General features: G+C 38.3%; 19 protein-coding genes. 6 read left to right on the top strand and 13 right to left on the bottom strand.

Annotated elements, in window-relative coordinates; genetic code table 11:
* Nucleotides 1-49: 49 nt before the first annotated feature.
* A complete protein-coding gene (locus tag C7381_RS07855; protein ID WP_116480546.1) occupies nucleotides 50-943 on the bottom strand; it encodes a fructose bisphosphate aldolase in 894 nt (297 codons plus the stop codon).
* Nucleotides 944-1083: 140 nt separating this feature from the next.
* Here C7381_RS07855 and C7381_RS07850 point away from each other — a divergent pair, with 140 nt between their 5' ends.
* Nucleotides 1084-2478 (top strand): UDP-N-acetylmuramoyl-L-alanyl-D-glutamate--2,6-diaminopimelate ligase, encoded by a 1395-nt coding sequence (locus C7381_RS07850; protein ID WP_116480545.1) that lies wholly within the window; start codon nucleotides 1084-1086, stop codon nucleotides 2476-2478.
* A gap of 619 nt (nucleotides 2479-3097) precedes the next feature.
* On the opposite strand, the gene C7381_RS07845 is transcribed toward C7381_RS07850, so the two are convergent.
* The 8 genes from C7381_RS07845 to C7381_RS07810 all read right to left on the bottom strand — a co-directional run bounded on the left by C7381_RS07845 (nucleotide 3098) and on the right by C7381_RS07810 (nucleotide 11200).
* Nucleotides 3098-4042: a calcium/sodium antiporter gene (locus tag C7381_RS07845; protein ID WP_116480544.1), complete on the bottom strand. Its 945-nt coding sequence runs from the start codon at nucleotides 4040-4042 to the stop codon at nucleotides 3098-3100.
* 849 nt (nucleotides 4043-4891) lie between these two features.
* Nucleotides 4892-5500, bottom strand: coding sequence for a M15 family metallopeptidase (locus C7381_RS07840; protein WP_116480543.1), 609 nt, complete (start codon nucleotides 5498-5500; stop codon nucleotides 4892-4894).
* A 412-nt stretch (nucleotides 5501-5912) separates the two neighbouring features.
* Entirely contained in the window at nucleotides 5913-6338 is a 426-nt protein-coding gene (gene sufU / locus C7381_RS07835) for a Fe-S cluster assembly sulfur transfer protein SufU (RefSeq protein ID WP_116480542.1), read from the bottom strand.
* Nucleotides 6325-7545 (bottom strand): aminotransferase class V-fold PLP-dependent enzyme, encoded by a 1221-nt coding sequence (locus C7381_RS07830; protein WP_342748635.1) that lies wholly within the window; start codon nucleotides 7543-7545, stop codon nucleotides 6325-6327. The genes sufU and C7381_RS07830 overlap by 14 nt, the downstream gene beginning before the upstream one ends.
* Entirely contained in the window at nucleotides 7545-8480 is a 936-nt protein-coding gene (locus C7381_RS07825; RefSeq protein ID WP_052085538.1) for a SufB/SufD family protein, read from the bottom strand. Before C7381_RS07825 ends, C7381_RS07830 begins: the two co-directional genes overlap by 1 nt.
* On the bottom strand, nucleotides 8481-9887 hold the full coding sequence (sufB, locus tag C7381_RS07820) for a Fe-S cluster assembly protein SufB (protein WP_116480540.1): 1407 nt from the start codon (nucleotides 9885-9887) through the stop codon (nucleotides 8481-8483). It abuts the gene before it with no gap.
* A gap of 1 nt (nucleotide 9888) precedes the next feature.
* Entirely contained in the window at nucleotides 9889-10623 is a 735-nt protein-coding gene (gene sufC / locus C7381_RS07815; RefSeq protein WP_034548342.1) for a Fe-S cluster assembly ATPase SufC, read from the bottom strand.
* Between the two features lie 10 nt (nucleotides 10624-10633).
* A complete protein-coding gene (locus C7381_RS07810; RefSeq protein ID WP_034548345.1) occupies nucleotides 10634-11200 on the bottom strand; it encodes a PIN domain-containing protein in 567 nt (188 codons plus the stop codon).
* A 222-nt stretch (nucleotides 11201-11422) separates the two neighbouring features.
* Between C7381_RS07810 and C7381_RS07805 the strand changes: the two genes are divergently transcribed.
* From C7381_RS07805 to cobA, 5 genes are all read left to right on the top strand, one after another.
* Nucleotides 11423-11911, top strand: coding sequence for a DUF4330 domain-containing protein (locus C7381_RS07805; protein ID WP_116480539.1), 489 nt, complete (start codon nucleotides 11423-11425; stop codon nucleotides 11909-11911).
* Nucleotides 11901-12365 carry a hypothetical protein gene (locus C7381_RS07800; RefSeq protein ID WP_133240936.1) on the top strand — a complete coding sequence of 155 codons (465 nt, stop codon included), beginning with the start codon at nucleotides 11901-11903 and terminating at the stop codon, nucleotides 12363-12365. The genes C7381_RS07805 and C7381_RS07800 overlap by 11 nt, the downstream gene beginning before the upstream one ends.
* Nucleotides 12352-13689, top strand: a complete 1338-nt coding sequence (locus tag C7381_RS07795; RefSeq protein ID WP_116480537.1) for an O-antigen ligase family protein — start codon at nucleotides 12352-12354, stop codon at nucleotides 13687-13689. The genes C7381_RS07800 and C7381_RS07795 overlap by 14 nt, the downstream gene beginning before the upstream one ends.
* 193 nt (nucleotides 13690-13882) lie before the next feature.
* The gene (locus C7381_RS07790; protein WP_116480536.1) at nucleotides 13883-14773 is read left to right on the top strand and encodes a DUF7916 family protein; all 891 of its coding nucleotides are present in this window, start codon (nucleotides 13883-13885) and stop codon (nucleotides 14771-14773) included.
* A gap of 1 nt (nucleotide 14774) precedes the next feature.
* Complete coding sequence (cobA, locus tag C7381_RS07785; RefSeq protein ID WP_116480535.1) at nucleotides 14775-15491, top strand: uroporphyrinogen-III C-methyltransferase; 717 nt, start codon at nucleotides 14775-14777, stop codon at nucleotides 15489-15491.
* A 61-nt stretch (nucleotides 15492-15552) separates the two neighbouring features.
* Here the strand turns inward: cobA and C7381_RS07780 are convergent, their stop codons facing one another.
* The 4 genes from C7381_RS07780 to C7381_RS08880 form a co-directional block, all read right to left on the bottom strand.
* Nucleotides 15553-15906, bottom strand: a complete 354-nt coding sequence (locus C7381_RS07780) for a Spx/MgsR family RNA polymerase-binding regulatory protein (RefSeq protein ID WP_116480534.1) — start codon at nucleotides 15904-15906, stop codon at nucleotides 15553-15555.
* 18 nt (nucleotides 15907-15924) lie between these two features.
* Nucleotides 15925-16581 carry a P-II family nitrogen regulator gene (locus C7381_RS07775; RefSeq protein WP_116480533.1) on the bottom strand — a complete coding sequence of 219 codons (657 nt, stop codon included), beginning with the start codon at nucleotides 16579-16581 and terminating at the stop codon, nucleotides 15925-15927.
* Nucleotide 16582: 1 nt separating this feature from the next.
* Nucleotides 16583-18049: a DUF1538 domain-containing protein gene (locus tag C7381_RS07770; protein ID WP_116480532.1), complete on the bottom strand. Its 1467-nt coding sequence runs from the start codon at nucleotides 18047-18049 to the stop codon at nucleotides 16583-16585.
* A gap of 515 nt (nucleotides 18050-18564) precedes the next feature.
* The gene (locus C7381_RS08880; protein ID WP_425433148.1) at nucleotides 18565-18645 is read right to left on the bottom strand and encodes a hypothetical protein; all 81 of its coding nucleotides are present in this window, start codon (nucleotides 18643-18645) and stop codon (nucleotides 18565-18567) included.
* Nucleotides 18646-18655 lie beyond the last annotated feature (10 nt).

The raw sequence follows: 18655 nt of genomic DNA, 5'->3' as shown, positions 1-18655 counted from the left end.
TCCGTGTATTTCATCGATACACGGATTTTGTAATACAATTTTAATAAGATTAGTTGGAACTTACTGAAGCATTATAAATGCTGTCAATCGATTCCCCTAAATGTCTGTCAAATTCTTCTTCTGTCATTTTTACATTTAGACCTTCTGTGAGAGCTCTTGAGAAGCTTGCACTTACTCTGTCGTTTTCAGCAAGTCTTCTGTTTGACTCTTCTCTTGAATAGCCGCCCGAAAGTGCAACAACTCTAACAGTTGCTTTAAAATCATAGAGCGGAAGATAGAGATTTTTCTTTTCAGGAAGTGTAAGCTTAAACATAACAGGCTTTTCTTGATCCCATTCTTTCAAATGTCTTAAAAGTGATTCAAGTAAAACTTCTTCCGCTTCAGCTTTATTATCCATAGTAATTGTGATTTCAGGTTCGATGATAGGAACGAGTCCGTGTGATGCAATTGTCTTTGCAAAATCAAATTGTTGCGAAACAATTTCTTCGATTCCTTCTTTTGAAAGTTTATTTATAACAGATCTCATTTTAGTTCCGAAAATATTTTTCTTTACTGCATCTTCAAGTCTTGCATCGATATTTGGAATTTCTTTCATCAAACGAACTCCGTCTTTTTCATCTGCAAGGCCCTTATCTATTTTAAGAAATGGCACAACATTTTTCTTTTCCCAAAGATAATCCGCTGTCAGCATGCCGTCAACTTCGCTGTTCATCGTCTTTTCAAAAAGAATTGCCCCTACAATCTTGTCTCCTGTGAATGCCTTTGATTTTACAATTCTAGTTCTCATCTTATGAACTAAATCAAACATTTCTTCTTCATTCTTGTACTCATCTTCACCAACACCGTAATTCAAAAGAGCCTTCGGCGTTGATCCACCGCTTTGGTCCAAAGCAGCAATAAAACCTTTTCCATTTTTTATCTTTTCAAGCATTTCAATTTTCATAACATACCTCCAATTAAAATCATTATTTTTACCTATCTAAACTATACCATATCACACGCTCTCTTTCAAGCTTTTTTCTTTACATAAGACGGCTTTTAAGATATAATTAAATTGAAATAAAATCAGGATTGGAGGTAATTATGAAATTACAAGAACTATTTAAAAAATTACCGATTGATGAAAAATATAATTTTGATATAAATAAAATAACTACAAATACAAACGACATCGAAAAGGGCTCACTCTTTATCGCCATAAAAGGAACAGCTGTCGACACACACAGTAGAAAATATATCGATGAAGCATACAAAAAAGGTGCACGTGCTTTTATCACGGAAGAAGAAGTACGAATTCCGAATGACGCCGTTCAATTTGTGGTTTCTGACACGAGAAAAACCATCGGACTTATAGCGTCAACATTCTACGGTCATCCCTCACAATCGCTAAAAATCATCGGCATTACGGGTACCAAAGGAAAGACCTCTTGCACATTTATTTTAAAAAGCATGCTTGAGAAACTGGGAAAAAAATGCGGAATAATTGGAACATCGGGAGCATTCTTCGGCTCTGAACACATAGAACTTAAAAACACAACTCCTGACCCGATAACACTGCAAAGTCTTTTAAGAAAAGCTGTCGACATGGGACTTGAATATATCCTAATGGAAGTGAGCTCACAAGCTATGAAACAATGGCGAGTCATGGGCACAAAGTTTTTGATTACAGCATTCACAAATATAAGTCCAGATCACATCGGGCCTACCGAACACAAAGACTTTGATGAATACTTGAGCTGGAAAAGAAAATTCCTGATGCTATCAAAAAAAGTAATCATGAATAGCGACGATGAACACTTTGCTGAAATGACAGCACCGATGAAAAATAAAATTATAACAGTCGGTGAAACCGGAAAAGACTTTACAATGACCAACGTCAGTGAAAATTCATTTGAATTAAATGGAAGAAGTATCGAGACGAATCTCATGGGAAAATACAACATGCACAATCTCGCTCTTTCAATTGCAACTCTAAACGAAGTCGGTTTTAGAATGGACGACCTCGTAACTGCAACTTCGAACATCTTTATTCCTGGACGAATGGAAATTATTGAAAAAAAAGAAAGAAAATTTGTTATAGACTACGCTCACAATAAACTTTCACTTTTAAATCTTTTGGCTGAAATAAAATCTTGGAACCAGGAACGTATAATTGTTGTTGTCGGTACAGTCGGCGAAAGGACATTTGAAAGACGACACGAAATTCCGGAAGCAATCAACCAATATGGGAATGAAGCAATCTTCACCGCTGACAACCCAAACCACGAAGACCCGGAAAAAATCGCATCCGAAATGGCATCTCACAGTCTTATACCGACAAAAGTTATCGCTGACAGAAAAAATGCTATTGAAACCGCTTATCGTGATTCAAACCCGGGCGATGTCATAGTCGTCGCAGGAAAAGGCGATGAAACCCATCAACTTATAAACGGCGAGCGAGTACATTACTCCGACCGAGAAATAATTGAAAAACTTTAGAAAAAAACTCTTGTGTCTCAAATCACAAGAGTTTTTTATTTGTGGTCTTTGCAGTCGACGTCTGCGACTCATTTCTCCTATTCGTCGAAATGTCGTCGGACGTCTTTGCGGAAGACCCACCATCGTGTTTTTGATTTTTCAAATCAAAAAGCACGGGTTAGGGCTATCTTTTGCGACCTGCTTGCAAACTTCAATTATTTGATTGCTCGGAGTGCAAATAAGCACACCTGCGCAATCAAAAATTGAGTTTACGGCGCACCTCATCAAAATATCCACACAAATAAGGTGATTGTATGTGTGAAGTATATTGTTTATCGCAAAATTTAATTATTTTCTCATCAATAAACACCATAATTTGCGAGGAATTTTCGATGAGAAACGCTTAGATGAAATATTTTAGGAGTGAGACGTATTGTCAAATACCTCGAAACAACTAAAATATAGAGTCAACTGTTTGTCGCAAAATTTAATTAATTTCTCACCCATAAACACTGTAATTTGCGAGGATATTTTGATGAGAAACGGTTAGATAGAGTGTTTTTGGAGTGAGGCGTATTGCCAAATACGTCGCAACGACTAAAACACGAAATCAACCGTTTATCGCAAAATAGGCCGCAAATTATAAAACCATAACTAAATAGCCTACATATGCTGCCAACATCGCAACTCCCTGTACTTTATAGCTTCTTTCCTTGATCATTATCGGAAGTAGTGAGAGAAGTGTCAATCCCACCATGAACGGAAGGTCAAAAGATGCTGCAGCTTCGTTAATGAATAAATTTGAGCCGGACACAAAGGATGCAACAGGCATAACCATAGTTATGTTTAGGATATTCGCACCTATAATGTTTCCTATTGAAAGTGACGGTTCTTTTTTTATGATTGCAGAAATCGTAGTTACCAACTCAGGTAGACTTGTTCCGATTGCTACAAGAGTTACCGCAATAATTCTTTCAGGCACTCCGAAGTATTCGGCGATTTTGCCGCCATAGTTTACCATGAAATTAGAACCAAAAACTATCATTGCCGCTCCGGCAACAAAAAGAATAAAGTGTTTTGTCAGGTCTTTCTTTTCTGTTTGTTCGCTAACTGCTTTCGCTTCATTAACAGCTTTTTTTGCATTTATTACATTAAAAATCATATATACAAAAAATATAACAACAAAAATTACATTTGTAGAAAGCGACACGCTTCCGTCTTTGCCTGTGAAATAAAGGAGCACAACGGATGCTATAAGAAGCATACATTGAACAAAGTAGTCTCGACGCTTGCAAATATAATTCATAAATACCATTGCGACAGCCATTATTAAACCTTGATTTGCAATGACCGAACCGACTGCGTTTCCAACAGCCATGTCCGCTTGTCCTCTGTATGCGGCGAAACTTGAAACCATAAGTTCCGGAAGGGTCGTCGCAATTGATACTATTGTCGCACCAATTAAAAATTTCGGTATGTGGAGCTCCGTTGCAATCTCACTTGCCGCATCCACAAAAACATCTCCGCCTTTAACAACTAAAGCTACTCCAATTGCAAAGAGTAGCAACATAATCCAAATACTCAAAATAAATCTCCTTTTCTATTAGTGTCTGTGTATTTATACCCGATTTGATTTAAAATACACATTGATATAGAGAGGTTTGAAATTTTTTAGGTAATATTTTTATATTTTTGTGGTTGTAATTTTGACACATATACCGTTCATTTATTAAAAAAACGAACCGGTATTTGCCGATTCGTATACATAAATTTTGAGGAATTTCAGATGAGAAACTCTAGATGAAAGATTTTAGGAGCCTTTTTGGCGGCGATACACCTTTTTACGCGTTCGAAAACGAAATCAAAAATTTCTTTCTCACCCGTAAAAAAACTGGTCGCCGCTACGGCAGTGCTTGCAACATCATACATTATCAAAATTTTCTCGCGAAAAGATAGCCCTAACCCGTGCTTTTTGATTTGACAAAATCAAAAACACGATGGTAGGTCTTATACAAAGACGTCCGACGACATTTCGACGAACAGGAGAAATGAGTCGTTGACGTCGATTGTGCACTCGACGCTACTTTTTGAGAAACACACAATGATGGATGAATTTAAATATTTTAAAAATAAAAAATCATGCGATTACCTGATTATCATACACACAACGTAATTTGCGAGGATATTTTGATGAGAAACGGTTAGATCGAGTGTTTTTGGAGTGAGGCATATTGCCAAATATGTCGCAACGACGAAAACACGAAATCAACCGTTTATCGCAAAATAGACCGCAAAAAAGTAATTTGCGTGGAATTTTCGATGAGAAACGCTTAGATGAAATATTTTAGGAGTGAGACGTACTGGCAAGTACGTCGCAGCGACTGAAATATTGAATCAAGCGTTTATCGCGAAAAGGCCCGCAAATAAAATACCACTATGGTAACCACCATGCATCCAACTGATAATGCGGTTTATCCTGATAATCGTCCCAAAAATATCCGGGATTAAGTCCGACTTCTTTTCCAATCTCTGCACATTTTCTAAAAAATTCTTCATCACCGTACGGGTCCGGCCCGCGTTTTGCGATATCAAATGCACGCCTTTTTGTATGACGACTGTTTTTTGTCCATGTTACAACCGGACCGTCCGTTTCTCTACCTTGTCTAAAAAGCTCGTCCTGTCTTTTTTGCGAACGATATGTCTCGGTAATAATAACCGGAAGCCCTGCATTTTCACATCTTATTAAAAATTCTTTGCACAATTTTTGAGTGTGAGGCGTAAGTTCAGATATTTCGCGTATTTGCTCGGTTGAATCTTTGAGAGATTCATCATACTCTCCTCTGTCAAAAAAATACGCATAAACACCGAGCTTTGGTAATATTATGAATATAATTGAGAATAAGATTAGAACAATTCCAATTATTAAAACAAGCTTTCTGTTTCCACTTCTTTTCTTTCGTTTTCTTTTATTGCTTCCTCTTTTGCTATTTCCAATTTCTTTTGTATGAAATCTTCTGTCTTCATTAATATAAATTTCAGCCATTATTACTCCGTATTATTATAAATTTTTTGATATTCTTTAATATTGAACATGTGTTTTGCGGCGATACACCTTTTTACGCGTTCGAAAGTGAAATCAAAGATTTCTTCCTAACCGCAAATCTAAAAAGCAACCTTCACACCCAAATACGCAAAAAATTTGCGAGGATAATTTGATGAGAAACGGTTGTATGAAATGTTTTTGGAGTGAGGCATATTGATAAATATGTCGCAACGACAAAAACATGGAATCAACCGTTTATCGCAAATTAGGCCGCAAATAAATTCGCACAATTTGCGAGGAATTTTCGATGAGAAACGCTTAGATGAAATATTTTAGGAGTGAGACGTACCGACAAGTACGTCGCAGCGACTAAAATATAAATCAAGCGTTTATCGCGAAAATAACCGCAAATTTATTTCTCCAATAAATTTTCCATAGTGTGCCAACTCAACGTCGCACACTTCACCCTTGCCGGAAGTTTTTTTATGCCTTCAAAGACGCGGGCGTCTTTAAGTTTTTTGAGTTCGTCTTTCGTGAGTTCTTCACCGCGAATCATGTTTAAGAAGACGGCGATGATTTCTTTTGCTTCGTCAACGGTTTTACCTTTTATGATGTCGATCATGAGCGAGGTTGAGGCTTTACTTATTGCGCAGCCTTCACCGGTGAAGCTTGCGTCTACAATTTTGCCGTCATTTATTTTTGCGTAGATTGTGAGTTCATCACCGCAAGACGGGTTATGTCCAAGTTCTTCGATGTCCGGGTTTTCAATTTTTCTAAAGTTCTTTTTATCCGAAGATGCGTGTAATATCAGTTCGGTATATATACTATCTAGTTCCAAGTTGCAGTACCTCCTTAACATTTTCTATTCCTTTTACGAGTTCGTCTATTTCATCCATTGTGTTGTAGATGTAGAATGACGCTCTTGCACTGAAAGGTCTGCCGAGGTATCTATGGAGTGGTTGTGCACAGTGGTGACCGCTTCGAATCATGATGCCTTTTGAGTCGAGAATTGTTGCAATGTCATGCGGATGAGCACCTTCGATGTTAAACGAAAGCACAGCCGTTCTCGATTGATTTGAGGTTGTGTAGAGTTTTACACCTTCAATGCTGTTAAGTTTGTCATAAGCTTCTTTTGCAATTTCGAGTTCATATTTGTGAATGTTATCCATTCCTATGTCTTCAAGGTATTTTATTGCTCTTGCAAGTCCAACTGCACCACCGACGTTTTGTGTGCCGCCTTCAAATCTAAAAGGTGCTTCGAGATATGTGGCTTCATTTTCATATACATATTCAATCATGTCGCCGCCGAACAGCAGTGCCGGCAATTTGTTCAATTTTTCAAGTTTACCGTAAAGCACTCCTATTCCCATCGGAGCGAGGAGTTTATGTCCGCTGAAGACAAAGAAGTCGCAGTCCATATCGGAGACGTCTGTTATTTTGTTTGGAACGCTTTGGCTCCCGTCAACTATTATGGTTGCGTCACATTTTTCTCTGATTTCCTTTATTAGTGCTTTAGCATCGACGATGTATCCGGTGACGTTTGAAGCTTCTTGAAAGGAAACGACTTTTGTGTTTTTGTTTATTTTCCCCAAGAGTTCATCGATATTTAAGCTTCTGTCTTCATTGAGATACGATATGACGAGTTTTGCTCCCGTTTTTTTCGCAACTTCCTGCCAGTTTACAAAGTTTGCGTGATGTTCTGCAATTGTAATCAGAATTTCGTCGCCCGGTTTTAATGTGTATAAAAATGAGTTCGTCAAGATGTTTAAAGATTCTGTCGCATTTTTTGTGAATACAATTTCTTCTACTTTTTTTGCATTTATAAAGTTTCTTACCGTATCACGTGCGTTTTCGTAATCTTCCGTTGCCCTTTGTCCGAGTCTGTGTGCCGATCGATGAGGGTTTGCATTGTCCTGAAGGTAGTATTTCACAAGTGAATCTATGACTTGTGCCGGCTTTTGAGTTGTTGCGGCATTGTCAAGATAGTGGATTCCATTTGTTAAAATAGGAAAGTCCTTTTTTATTTCGATTGGATTTAAGCTCATTATTCATCACCTAAAAATATATCTTCGAGGCGTTCATATATATATTTTCTACCCTTTTCGTTAAACATGTCGATCGAGTTTGAAAGCTCCGCTTCGACGACCATAAATTCAGCCATTTTTTTATCTATTCCTCTGGAGTAGATGTAGTCGAGTTTTTCCGGATCCGGCTCTGTGAGTTGTGCTCCATGTTCCGCCTCGATCATGTCTTCGCCTACTAAAAGAACCGGCACGACTGTGTTTTTAAAATTGTCTGTAAGAGCTGTAGTTTTTTCACTTTCGATTCCCTTTGAACCCGATGAACCGTGCGGAAAGTCTATTGTGTATTTGTAGTTCTTTTTTGCACCATCCATCAAGATGCCGTTCATGTTAAGAAGGCTATTTGTGTCTTTGTGGTCGTGTTCCGCATACATGTTTATGTCCATGTCACTGTGGCTTCCGACAACATAGCCGCCTTCCATGTGAATTTGTGAACTTTCACCCTTCAAGTGAATTTGAATGTCAAGAATTGTTCTTGCTCCTTTTAAAAATATAGGAGCCAACTCAAGTTTTGCATTTTCCCCGATTTCAATATCGTAGTTTCCGATAAGGTCGCTGTGATACATATCATACACCATAAAAACTTTTGCACGTGCATTTTTTTCGAGAGTTATTCTAAAGTTGTGAGCTTGATTCATATCCCCTGTGATAATCATTCCAAATTCCATAGGAGTATCTTCTTTTATAACAAAGTTATCTCTGTTAACAGCAAACCCGTTCAGTTCTGTATGATCTGTAGCAATTTGAGATTTATCTTTAAGAACTATTTCTTCACCGAAGTCGTCTTCCAAAAACTTGAATGCTTCTACAAGTCTTTCATCCTCAACTATTTTTTCATTAACACCAAGGTAGTTAAATGTTTTAAACTCCAGTTCATTTACTTTTAACGTTTCACTCATCTAACCCACCGTTCCTTCCAATTCAAGATTTATAAGATTATTCATTTCGACCGCATATTCAAGCGGAAGTTCTCTTGCAATAGGATCCGCAAATCCTCTGACAATCATTGCCCTTGCTTCAACTTCGCTTATGCCTCTGCTCATCATATAGTTTACGACTTCTTCGTCAACTCTTCCGATTGACGCTTCATGTCCGACAACAGCATCTCTACATTCATTTACAATTACAGGAATCGTGTCCGCTCTAGATTGATCGTCGAGCATCAAGCTTTCGCACGAACCGGAGCTTTTTGAGCCTGTTGCATGTGGAAGAATTTTAACAAGCCCTCTGTATACACTCACACCGCCCGATTTTGAAATGGATCTCGAGTCGATGTTACTCATTGTGTTTTTCGCATTATGAATGATTTGTGCACCATTTTCAATATTTTGCCCACTTCCTGCAAATGTGAGCGTAACGTTGTCTGTGACAGCACCTTCTCCGTTTAAAAGTGTTCCCGGATAAAGCATGCTTACTTTCGAGCCAAACGAACCGCCGACCCATTCCATTCTGCCGTTTTCTTCTACAACTGCACGTTTTGTGTTTAAGTTGTACATGTTTCTTGACCAGTTTTCAATTGATGTGAAATTTAACTTTGCGTTCTTTTCAACAAAAAGTTCAACCGAACCGGCATGAATATTTAAAACATTGTATTTCGGTGCGGAACAACCTTCTATAAATCTGCATGAACCGCCTTCGTCAACAATTATCATTGTGTGTTCAAATTGTCCTGCTCCCGGTGCATTGAGTCTGTAGTATGTTTGAAGAGGTACTTCAACATGAACCCCCTTCGGCACATAAACAAATGTTCCACCGCTCCAAACCGCATAGTGAAGTGCGGCATATTTGTGGAGTTTCGGGGAAATTGCTTTTTGAAAATATTTTCTTACGATGTCCGGATGTTCTTTTACAGCCGTATCGAAATCTAGAAAGATTACACCTTGATCTGTGAGTTCTTTTTGAACGTTGTGGTAAACAACTTCCGAGTCATATTGTGCTCCGACTCCACTCAAAAGATTTTCCTTTTCCGCTTCCGGAATTCCAAGTTTATCGAACATAGATTTTATTTCCGTAGGAACTTTTGACCAATCGTCTTCCATTTCCGCTTCCGGGCTTATATATGTGACAATATTTTCCAAGTCAACTTCGGAAAGGTCCGGACCCCAGACAGGGTTTTCGAGTTCATAGAAGATGTCAACCGCTTCTCTTCTCAAATCTCTCATCCATGTCGGCTCACCTTTTTCAGCACTTATCTTATCCGTGATTTCTTTGGTAAGTCCGGCATCGAGTTTCTTTTTATATTTAACATCGGATATAGTATCGTATATACCTCTATCTATATCATCGACCTTTGTTCTCTTAGCCATATTACCTCCTATATTCTTGAAAGCCTTCCTTGTCAATTTTGTCCATCAAGCTGTCGTCGCCGGTTTTAACAATTTTTCCGTCGACTATAACGTGAACATAATCCGCTTTGATATATTTTAAAATTTCATGATGGTGAGTGATTACAATTAAGCTTTTTTCTTTATCTTCTGTGAATTTTTTGATGCCTTGACCGACAACGTCAACTGCATCGACGTCAAGACCGGAGTCTGTTTCGTCGAGAAGTGCAAGGTCAGGGTTTATCATTAAGAGTTGAAGGATTTCGCTCTTCTTTCTTTCTCCGCCTGAAAAGCCGACATTTACATATCTGTCTTTGTAGGACTTGTCCATGTGGAGTTCGTCCATCATTTCATCCATTTCATCTCTCAGTTCAAAAAATCCTGGAGCTTCACCGTCTCTTTGTGTGAGAGCAGCTCTAATAAACGATTCCAAAGTTACACCAGGAATTTCAACAGGTGCTTGATAGCTCATAAAAATTCCCATACGTGCTCTTTTGTCGGTTTCCAAATTTGTAATATCTTCGTCTTTAAATATAATTTTTCCTGATTCAACAGTGTATCCGCCGGTGTTCATTATTACATTTGCAAGAGTGCTCTTTCCGCTTCCGTTCGGTCCCATAATTACGTGAACTTCGCCTCTATTGACATCGAGGTTTACTCCGTTTAAAATCTTTTTATCCTCTACTCCTGCGTATAAATCTTTAATAGATAATAACATATAATTCTCCTTATCTTATTCTTGAACGAATTTCTTTATAAAGTACAAGCCCTTCATCTTGTCCGAAAGCTTTTATTAAGCTTTGGTATATTGCATTCAAATCGCCGTTTCCGACTTTGTCGAGGACGCTTTGAACTTGTCTTCTCTTCTCATCCGGTATGTCTATTTCCATGACAAGCCTTCCGCTTGGAAGCGGTTTCGGCTTCGGCATTGTGCCGGTTTTTATATATTCTATCACTTGTTCGATGTCGGAAGTGATAAAGACCTCTGCTCTCTCTTCCCAAAATTTCACAAGCGGTGTATATCCGTTGTCTCCGCTTAATATAATATGAACTTTTGCTTCATCGATTTTGTTTCCAAGCTGACTTGAAAGCACGAAGTCAAGTGCATTGTCTCCGGTCGATGCAGGAAGAAGTATTATATTTGCATCGGAATTTCTTATAAGATCCAGTTTTCCAATATCGAGTCCTTTGGAATTTTTAGTATAAAATACGTATATCGTGTCGTTCTCTTCCAAATATGGAAGAACGTCAACCCAATTGGCCTCCATGTTTTCTGTATCTACATATATTAACATTAAATCACCTCATTTGTATGATTATTAAAAACATTTTTTATAATTTACTAAGTTTAAATATTGTACGTTATTATTATACCCACTATTATCATTATTACCCGTATTTATTCTCATTTGTTTAAACTAATATTACAAACTCCTTAACTTTCAGAAAAATCGAAATTTCTTTACTTTTAAATAGATTTAATATACAATATAAATATAAAATTATTGGAGGTAACAATGAAAGTTATTGATAAAGAAGGTAAGTTATTCGGTCTAATAAATATTTTAGACCTTATTATTGTTTTGGTTTTAATTTTTGCAGTAGTTTTCGGTGCAAAAAGATATTTTACAAAGCCTGACGCGTCACAAATGATGCACGACGCTAAGCTAACATTCGAGGTCGGTGATGTTCGCGATTTGACTGTTCAAATGCTTCACAAAGGCGACATGCTTTATTGGGCAGACAGAACAAGACCTATTGGAAAAATTGTTGATATCGAATCAACGCCAACCGAAAAGCCGCTCGAAATTGACGGCGAATGGGTGAACAAAGTTGTGCCGGGAAAATACGATGTAAAATTTACAATTGAAGCAACTCTTAAAGACGACGGCGACGCTTATTGGGCAACCGGCGAACAAGTAAGAGTTGGAATAAAATACATCGTAAAAACAAAATACATGAACATGGAAGCATATTTAGTAAAGCTTGATGTATATGAAAAATAGTATTATAGCAAATTCGTTCAACAAGTTTTTCACGCTTGTGCGAAATGTTTTTGAAAGTTCAAATCTTTATAGGATTTTTAATCCGAAAAGTAAACCGTCTAATTCGAAAATTATTCGAAAATCGATTGATGACGACATCATAAAATATTCAAAAACATACAATATAATAAAAAAAATGGAGCCCGATTCAGCTCCTTCCAATTTTAACTCAAAGATTCTTAATGCTTTGTTTCTTGAAGAGCAAGCCCCGATAGTTTATCTTACAGGTGCCCTTCTTTTCTTTGTCGGAGTCGTAATGGGAGCTCCTCTTAAAATTAGTATAGCACTTTTTGTGCTTTGTAATTTAACAAAATTTACCCAAGATTTTATAAGTAATGGGTGGTATAAGTCTTCAATCTTCGTGAGATTTTTCACCTACGCATACAAGTTGGAGGCGAGAGATGGAGATAAATAGTATAAAAAAAGATAATATGATACGTATGAATCTTCTCTATCCTATTGTTTCGATTTTTGCGTTCGCGTCAAGTCTTAGATTTCTCGGATACAAAGTGGCATTTCTTGTCGCTCTCATGATTTTGGCGGCACCATTTTTTGCAAAGCGAAAATTTTTAACGCTCAATCTGTTTTTGATCGGGTATCCTTTTTTACCGGATATGATAACGCTTATGGGTGCATTTGCAATTTTATTTCTTTATATTATGGACATCTATGTATATAAACGAGAAAAAATTGTTTTGAGCACTTTTTATGTACCGGTGGCGCTCGTTTTTGTTTTTATTCTAATAAACACATTCACTTCGCTCGACATATTCGGCTCACTTCGAGACTTTTCGATGAACGTTGCAGGGATTGCAATCTTTCTGGCAATTGTAACATCCATAAAGACTAAGGAGGACTACAACAAAATCGCAACGAGCCTTGCAATTGGAGCTGCATTTGTTTGTCTTTGGGGCATTTTGCAATTCAAATTTTTCGGAACCGTTCAAAGAGAATGGGTCGATGCAGATGTTTCTAGTCAAATCTCCGCAAGGGCATATTCCGTTTTTATGAATCCGAATGTTTTCGCGGAATACATCGTACTGTTGACCCCGATTGTGGTGAGCCTTTTTTGGGCACACAAAGACGGATTTAAGAAGTTTGTGTTTTTAGGAATAACGGGACTTCTCCTTTTGTCGCTGCTTCTCACATTTTCACGTGGTGGTATTATGTCGGTCGGAGTGAGTGCACTAGTATTTTTGTTTTTCAACTACAGACCGCTCATTGCACTTGCAATTCCGTTTGCACTTCTCGGGATGAATTTTCTTCCGGAAAGTATAAGAAACCGAATTATGTCAATCACAAATGTCAAGGACAGCTCGACGAGTTATCGCTTTAAGATTTGGTCGATCACAAAAGATGTTGTGAAAGATCATCCGCAAGTTGGAGTCGGCTTTGGTCATAAGCCGTTTAAGGAAACTTTTGAAACATATATTCGCTCAATGCCAATTTTCCACGCACACAACACCTATCTTCAAGTTATGGCCGAGGGTGGCTACACAGGGTTTATAACATTTTTGGTTGTGGTTGTCGTGAGCATTGTGCAAACCATAAGAGTGATTTATAATACGAAGAATTCAATCGTTAAAACATTTGCATGCGGCGTTCTTGCATCGATTGCGGGAATTCTCGTGCACGGAATGTTTGAAGATATAATTTATATCAATCGAATAATAATGATGGTCTGGATTGTGCTTGCACTTTCGACATCGTTAACAACGATTGCAAAACAAGAAAATTAATACAGTTGGGTGTGAAAGTCTTTTTTTCAGTAATTCGAACGGACTCGATTCTTTTTCTTATTACGTTTTTTATTTTTTATTCACGATTTAATTTACGATCTATTTATACTTTCACGGGGGCTCTTTTGAGTTCAAAAACTTTTTTCGCTGAAGTTTCGCCTTTTCACGCGAAGTACATAAGGAGTTGATGACAATGAAGCGTTTTTTAAATTTAAAACCGAGTGAGATGGTGAGTCTGTCTAAAAAAGAACTTTTGGAATCCATTTTTGCGTCGGAATCGAGAATTATTATGGCGGAATCAATCGTAACAAAGACACCGTCAGATGGGATTACCGGAGCGGAGGTCGCACGTGCTTTTGGTGCAGATCTTATTTTATTAAATCTTATCGACCTTTTCGAGCCGAAAATCGAAGGGCTTCCAACGAGTGACAATCCTGTGGAACTCATAACCGAACTCACAGGTCGACCTGTCGGACTTAATCTCGAGCCGATTGATTTAAATCATGATATGATGGACAAGAGAATCGAGATTTCAAAAGGCAGAATCGCAAGCGAAGAAGCGCTCGAAGCTGCGGACAAATTGGGGTTTAAATTTGTATGCCTTACCGGAAATCCGGCGACCGGCGTTACAAATGATGAAATTGTCGAAGCGATAAAAAGAGCGAAGAAGAACTTCAGCGGAATTGTTATCGCAGGAAAGATGCACTCGTCCGGTGTGAATGAAAAACTTGTAAGTGTTGAAACGACAAAGAGTTTTATCGACGCAGGTGCAGATATAATTCTTCTTCCGGCACCATTTACAGCACCGGGTATTTCCGAAAACGAACTGCGTGAAAATGTTGAGCTCATAAGAAATTGCGAGAAACTCTCTCTCGCATCTATAGGCACGAGTCAAGAGTCTTCGGACACTTCGGTCATTGAAAAAATTGCACTTCACACGAAGTCAATCGGTTTTGATATTATGCACATCGGCGACAGCGGATACGGCGGAATTGCATATCCGGAAAACATTTATAAAATGAGCAGTGCAATTCGTGGTGAAAGACACACCGTCTCGATGATTGCTCGCTCAATAAGGAGATAAAATGGAAAGAAAAACAGTTTTGGCAGGCACAGGTCCGGGAGACATCGAGCTTGTCACTATAAAAACTTTAAATGCCGTAAAAGAAGCTGACATAATTTTGTATGACGCACTTATTCCAAAAGAACTCTTGGACTATAAGAAGCCTGGCGCAGAGCAAATATTTGTTGGAAAACGTGCGGGAAAGCATTCGATGAAACAGGAGGAAATTAATGAACTTCTTCTCGAGTGCTCGAGAAAATACAAATACACCTTGAGGCTAAAGGGCGGCGATCCCTTTGTGTTCGGTCGCGGCGGCGAAGAGTTTTTGTATCTCAAGGAACATGGAATAACTCCTCTTGTCTTTCCGGGACTTTCGAGCTCAACGTCGGCGCCTCTTCTCTCGAATATTCCAATCACGCACCGCGGTGTTTCAACATCGTTCACTGTGCTTACGGGACACGAGATGGCAGGTTCGACTGTCGACTTCGACGCACTTGCAAAACTGAACGGAACGATTATTGTCTTGATGGGCATCGGAAACACCGAAATTATTTCCGAAAAACTTATGAATGCGGGGAAATCTAAAAACACTCCCGTCGCATTCATCGAAAAAGCATCGACGAAAGACCAAAGACTCACAATAACGACTCTCGAAAATGCGTATAAAACAAAAATCGAAAAAGACATACAAACGCCGGGCATAATTGTTATCGGCGACGTTGTAAATGTGCTTAGATAAAAAAATCGCTTGAAATATCCCAAGCGAAAAAATAGGAGGCTAATCAAAGCCTCCTTTTTATTTACTTTTCTTCCAAATATTTTTTTACTCCAGGTCCGACTGCAACAAATTTTTTGTCGTCGTCCAAAAGAATCGGTCGTTTCACAAGCTTGCCGTCAGTTGCAAGAAGTTCATACTTTTCCTTGTCTGTCATATTAGGAAGCTTGTCCTTTAAATTGTTGTCTCTGTAAATCATGCCGCTCGTGTTGAAAAACTTTTTGATATCAAGCCCCGACTCCTCATGCCATTTTTTTATCTCATCGGCAGTCGGATTTTCCTTGTCTATCTCTCTGTATACATAATCAATTTTCTTTTCGTCGAGCAAGGCTTGAATCTTTTTACAAGTGCTGCATCTTTTATAAGCGATATAAATCATAATGTCCTCCGTTCTTTTTTATTTTGCCATACCGTATGTTTCTCTAACGTCTGTCACATACAAAATTCCGTTGCCCGGTTCTTCGATTTTAACTTTTTCTCTTATTGCATCAACGATGGCTCTTGTCCTATCGACCTCTGAGATAACAAGGACAATTTCCTTCTCAGGCTCAATCACCATGTTAAAAACCTTTTGTGTTTCATGAGTTCCGGCACCTCTCGCATTAATAACTGTGCCTCCCTTTGAACCGGCCTTTTCAGCCGCTTCAATTACATCGTCTGCCTTTCCTCTTTCAACAATTGTATAAATAGCATTGTACATAATTTCACCTTCACCTCTTTCTTCGCCTTCGCCGTTACTAAAATGTGAACCGTAAATATTCAAAACATTTTCAATGTATGCAATACCATGGTTCGGTTTATTAAATTCCATCTTTTCGGAAATATGTTCCGCAGCTCTTATAATCAAATCTCTCTCGCCGACAATCAAAATGAGTGCCTTCTTTTTGTCATTTAAACCGAGATAATCGAAAATCGTTCTGCTTGCAGTTCCAACACCGTGAAGAATTGTGCCGCCTTGCACTCCCACTTCCCTTGCAACTGCCAAAACTTTGCTGCCCTTATCCTGTGCAACAATTGCAACAAGCATATCCAATTCTCTATCGTTATTTAACATCCTATACCTCCGTCGTTTTCTTTTTAACAAAGAACAAACCCAAAATTTGCAGTGCAATGAGCGGTGTCATTGCAACCATTGCAATAGTTCCAAAGCCGTCCAAAAGAAGGTCCGCAGTTGGGACTGTGTTTGCAATCCCTTGAGCATATGCAAGAATAAATGTTGCGGTCATCGGTCCCGATGCAACCCCGCCAGAGTCAAATGCAATGCCTACAAAAAGATTTGGAACCTTTCTCATCATAATAAAAGTCAAAATATATCCCGGAAGCAGCACGTGCCATAGTTGCATGCTCGGAACTAAAATTTTTAGAACCGAAAGTGCAACTGCAATGCCGACTCCGACCGACAAAGTCATCAAAACTACTTTTTTCTTTATAGAACCGCTCGTAACGCTTTCGATTTGATTTGTAAGAACGTGTACAGCAGGTTCCGCTAAAATTGTAAGAACTCCCATCAAAAATGCGATTCCGACAATTATAACATTGTTTCCTCTTAAGGCCAACTCATGTCCGATGTGACGACCAACGTCCATAAAGCCGGAGTTGACACCTACTAGAAATATTACAAGTCCGATAAATGTGAATACGATACCTGTGAAGATTCTCGAATTTGCTCTCTTTGAATTTTTAAACCATTTAAAATTTGCAACAATATAAATTATAATGATTGGTAAAAGAGCAAACAGAATTTCCTTTGAAACTATGGGAGCTTCATGAATAAAATGTGAAAAAACTCCAATCTTTTGAGCCGCTTCAACCGGCGGCATATCACCAAATGAAACATTTGAAAGAAGTCCCAAAACAAGAGCCCCGATAATTGCACCCGCAGATGCAATTCCGACAAGCCCGAAAGAGTCTTCCTCAGATTTCTTACTGTCCTTGTTCATTGAAGACGCACCCGATGCGAGTGCGAGTAAAAACGGAACTGTGAGTGCTCCGGTGGTTGCACCCGACGCATCAAATGAAACAGCAAGGAAAAATGAATCGCCGAAAAATGCTAGTGCAAGAATTACTCCGTAAACAATAAGCAAAAATAATTTAAGAGACATCGATTTTACGATTCTCATAAGCCCCAATGAAATGAGAGCTGCAACTCCGACAGACACGATAATTACAAGAGAAGTCTTTGAAACAATCCCGTTTGTGACCTGTCCCACTTGATTTGCCAAAATGTGCAAATCCGGTTCCGCAATTGAAATTACAAAACCGAGAATAAGGCCCAACAGGCCTATGATATATAAACGGTTACTTTTTACCGCAGTGTTTCCGAATGAATCACCGATAGGTGTTATTCCAAGATCGACTCCGATCAAAAAAATCGTGAGCCCGATTATAATAAATAACGCACCTAAATAAAATCTCCACATCATATCCGCTTCGAGCGGCACTAATGTCAAATGGAGAATAAAAACTAAAATCGAAATCGGTAAAACCGTCGATAAAACCTCTTTAAACTTTTCCTTAAGCAAAAAATCACACCCTTCCGTTTCGCATGTCAACGCTTATATAGATTATACTAAAAATAATTGAGCATTACAAGAAAACGAGATGAAAAGAGATATTTCGTATGGGAGAGTTGCTAAATTGACGGCAATACACCTTTTTATCTCATCTCACGACGAAATCAAAGATTTCTGTTCGATGGATAAAAAAACCGGTCTATAATACATTGTTTATTGATTATTAAATTGCATAAATCACAATCGTGTATTTACCCATATCCCAGGCGTCGCAATGTGATGCGACGCTACTTACTGCGTTTTCAATTTTATACAATTATTAACCGCAAAATAGACCGCAAATAAGAAAGGCTCTTTGTCAACAATGGGGGAGGCTTGCATAAAAACAAGCCTCTCTTTCATTTAAAAATACACATTATTAGTAAAACATAACTACTAAAAGTAACTCTGTTCAATTTCTCGGATTTTTTGCATGGCAAACAAAACCCCTAGGGGTTTTCGCCGCCGCTGTTACATATTTTTTTCTATTTACACATCAAAAATATTCTATTCCTAAAACTATCGAAGTTTCTAAAGCCGTAGCTTATTCTTTTTAATGTTTTTATTTTTGTATGT

Source organism: Ezakiella coagulans (assembly GCF_003096635.1).
GTDB classification, from domain to species: Bacteria; Bacillota; Clostridia; order Tissierellales; family Peptoniphilaceae; genus Ezakiella; species Ezakiella coagulans.
This window is presented reverse-complemented; position numbering and strand designations above follow the sequence as displayed.

Coding starts and splice junctions, on each gene's coding strand:
- sufC (WP_034548342.1), bottom strand. CDS start 10,623: ATGTTATTATCTATTAAAGATTTATACGCAGGAGTAGAGGATAAAAAG.
- C7381_RS07840 (WP_116480543.1), bottom strand. CDS start 5,500: ATGGCTGAAATTTATATTAATGAAGACAGAAGATTTCATACAAAAGAA.
- C7381_RS07830 (WP_342748635.1), bottom strand. CDS start 7,545: ATGAGCTTAAATCCAATCGAAATAAAAAAGGACTTTCCTATTTTAACA.
- C7381_RS07775 (WP_116480533.1), bottom strand. CDS start 16,581: ATGTTAAATAACGATAGAGAATTGGATATGCTTGTTGCAATTGTTGCA.
- C7381_RS07850 (WP_116480545.1), top strand. CDS start 1,084: ATGAAATTACAAGAACTATTTAAAAAATTACCGATTGATGAAAAATAT.
- C7381_RS07855 (WP_116480546.1), bottom strand. CDS start 943: ATGAAAATTGAAATGCTTGAAAAGATAAAAAATGGAAAAGGTTTTATT.
- C7381_RS07805 (WP_116480539.1), top strand. CDS start 11,423: ATGAAAGTTATTGATAAAGAAGGTAAGTTATTCGGTCTAATAAATATT.
- C7381_RS07810 (WP_034548345.1), bottom strand. CDS start 11,200: ATGTTAATATATGTAGATACAGAAAACATGGAGGCCAATTGGGTTGAC.
- C7381_RS07800 (WP_133240936.1), top strand. CDS start 11,901: ATGAAAAATAGTATTATAGCAAATTCGTTCAACAAGTTTTTCACGCTT.
- C7381_RS07795 (WP_116480537.1), top strand. CDS start 12,352: ATGGAGATAAATAGTATAAAAAAAGATAATATGATACGTATGAATCTT.
- cobA (WP_116480535.1), top strand. CDS start 14,775: ATGGAAAGAAAAACAGTTTTGGCAGGCACAGGTCCGGGAGACATCGAG.
- C7381_RS07780 (WP_116480534.1), bottom strand. CDS start 15,906: ATGATTTATATCGCTTATAAAAGATGCAGCACTTGTAAAAAGATTCAA.
- C7381_RS07825 (WP_052085538.1), bottom strand. CDS start 8,480: ATGAGTGAAACGTTAAAAGTAAATGAACTGGAGTTTAAAACATTTAAC.
- C7381_RS07790 (WP_116480536.1), top strand. CDS start 13,883: ATGAAGCGTTTTTTAAATTTAAAACCGAGTGAGATGGTGAGTCTGTCT.
- sufB (WP_116480540.1), bottom strand. CDS start 9,887: ATGGCTAAGAGAACAAAGGTCGATGATATAGATAGAGGTATATACGAT.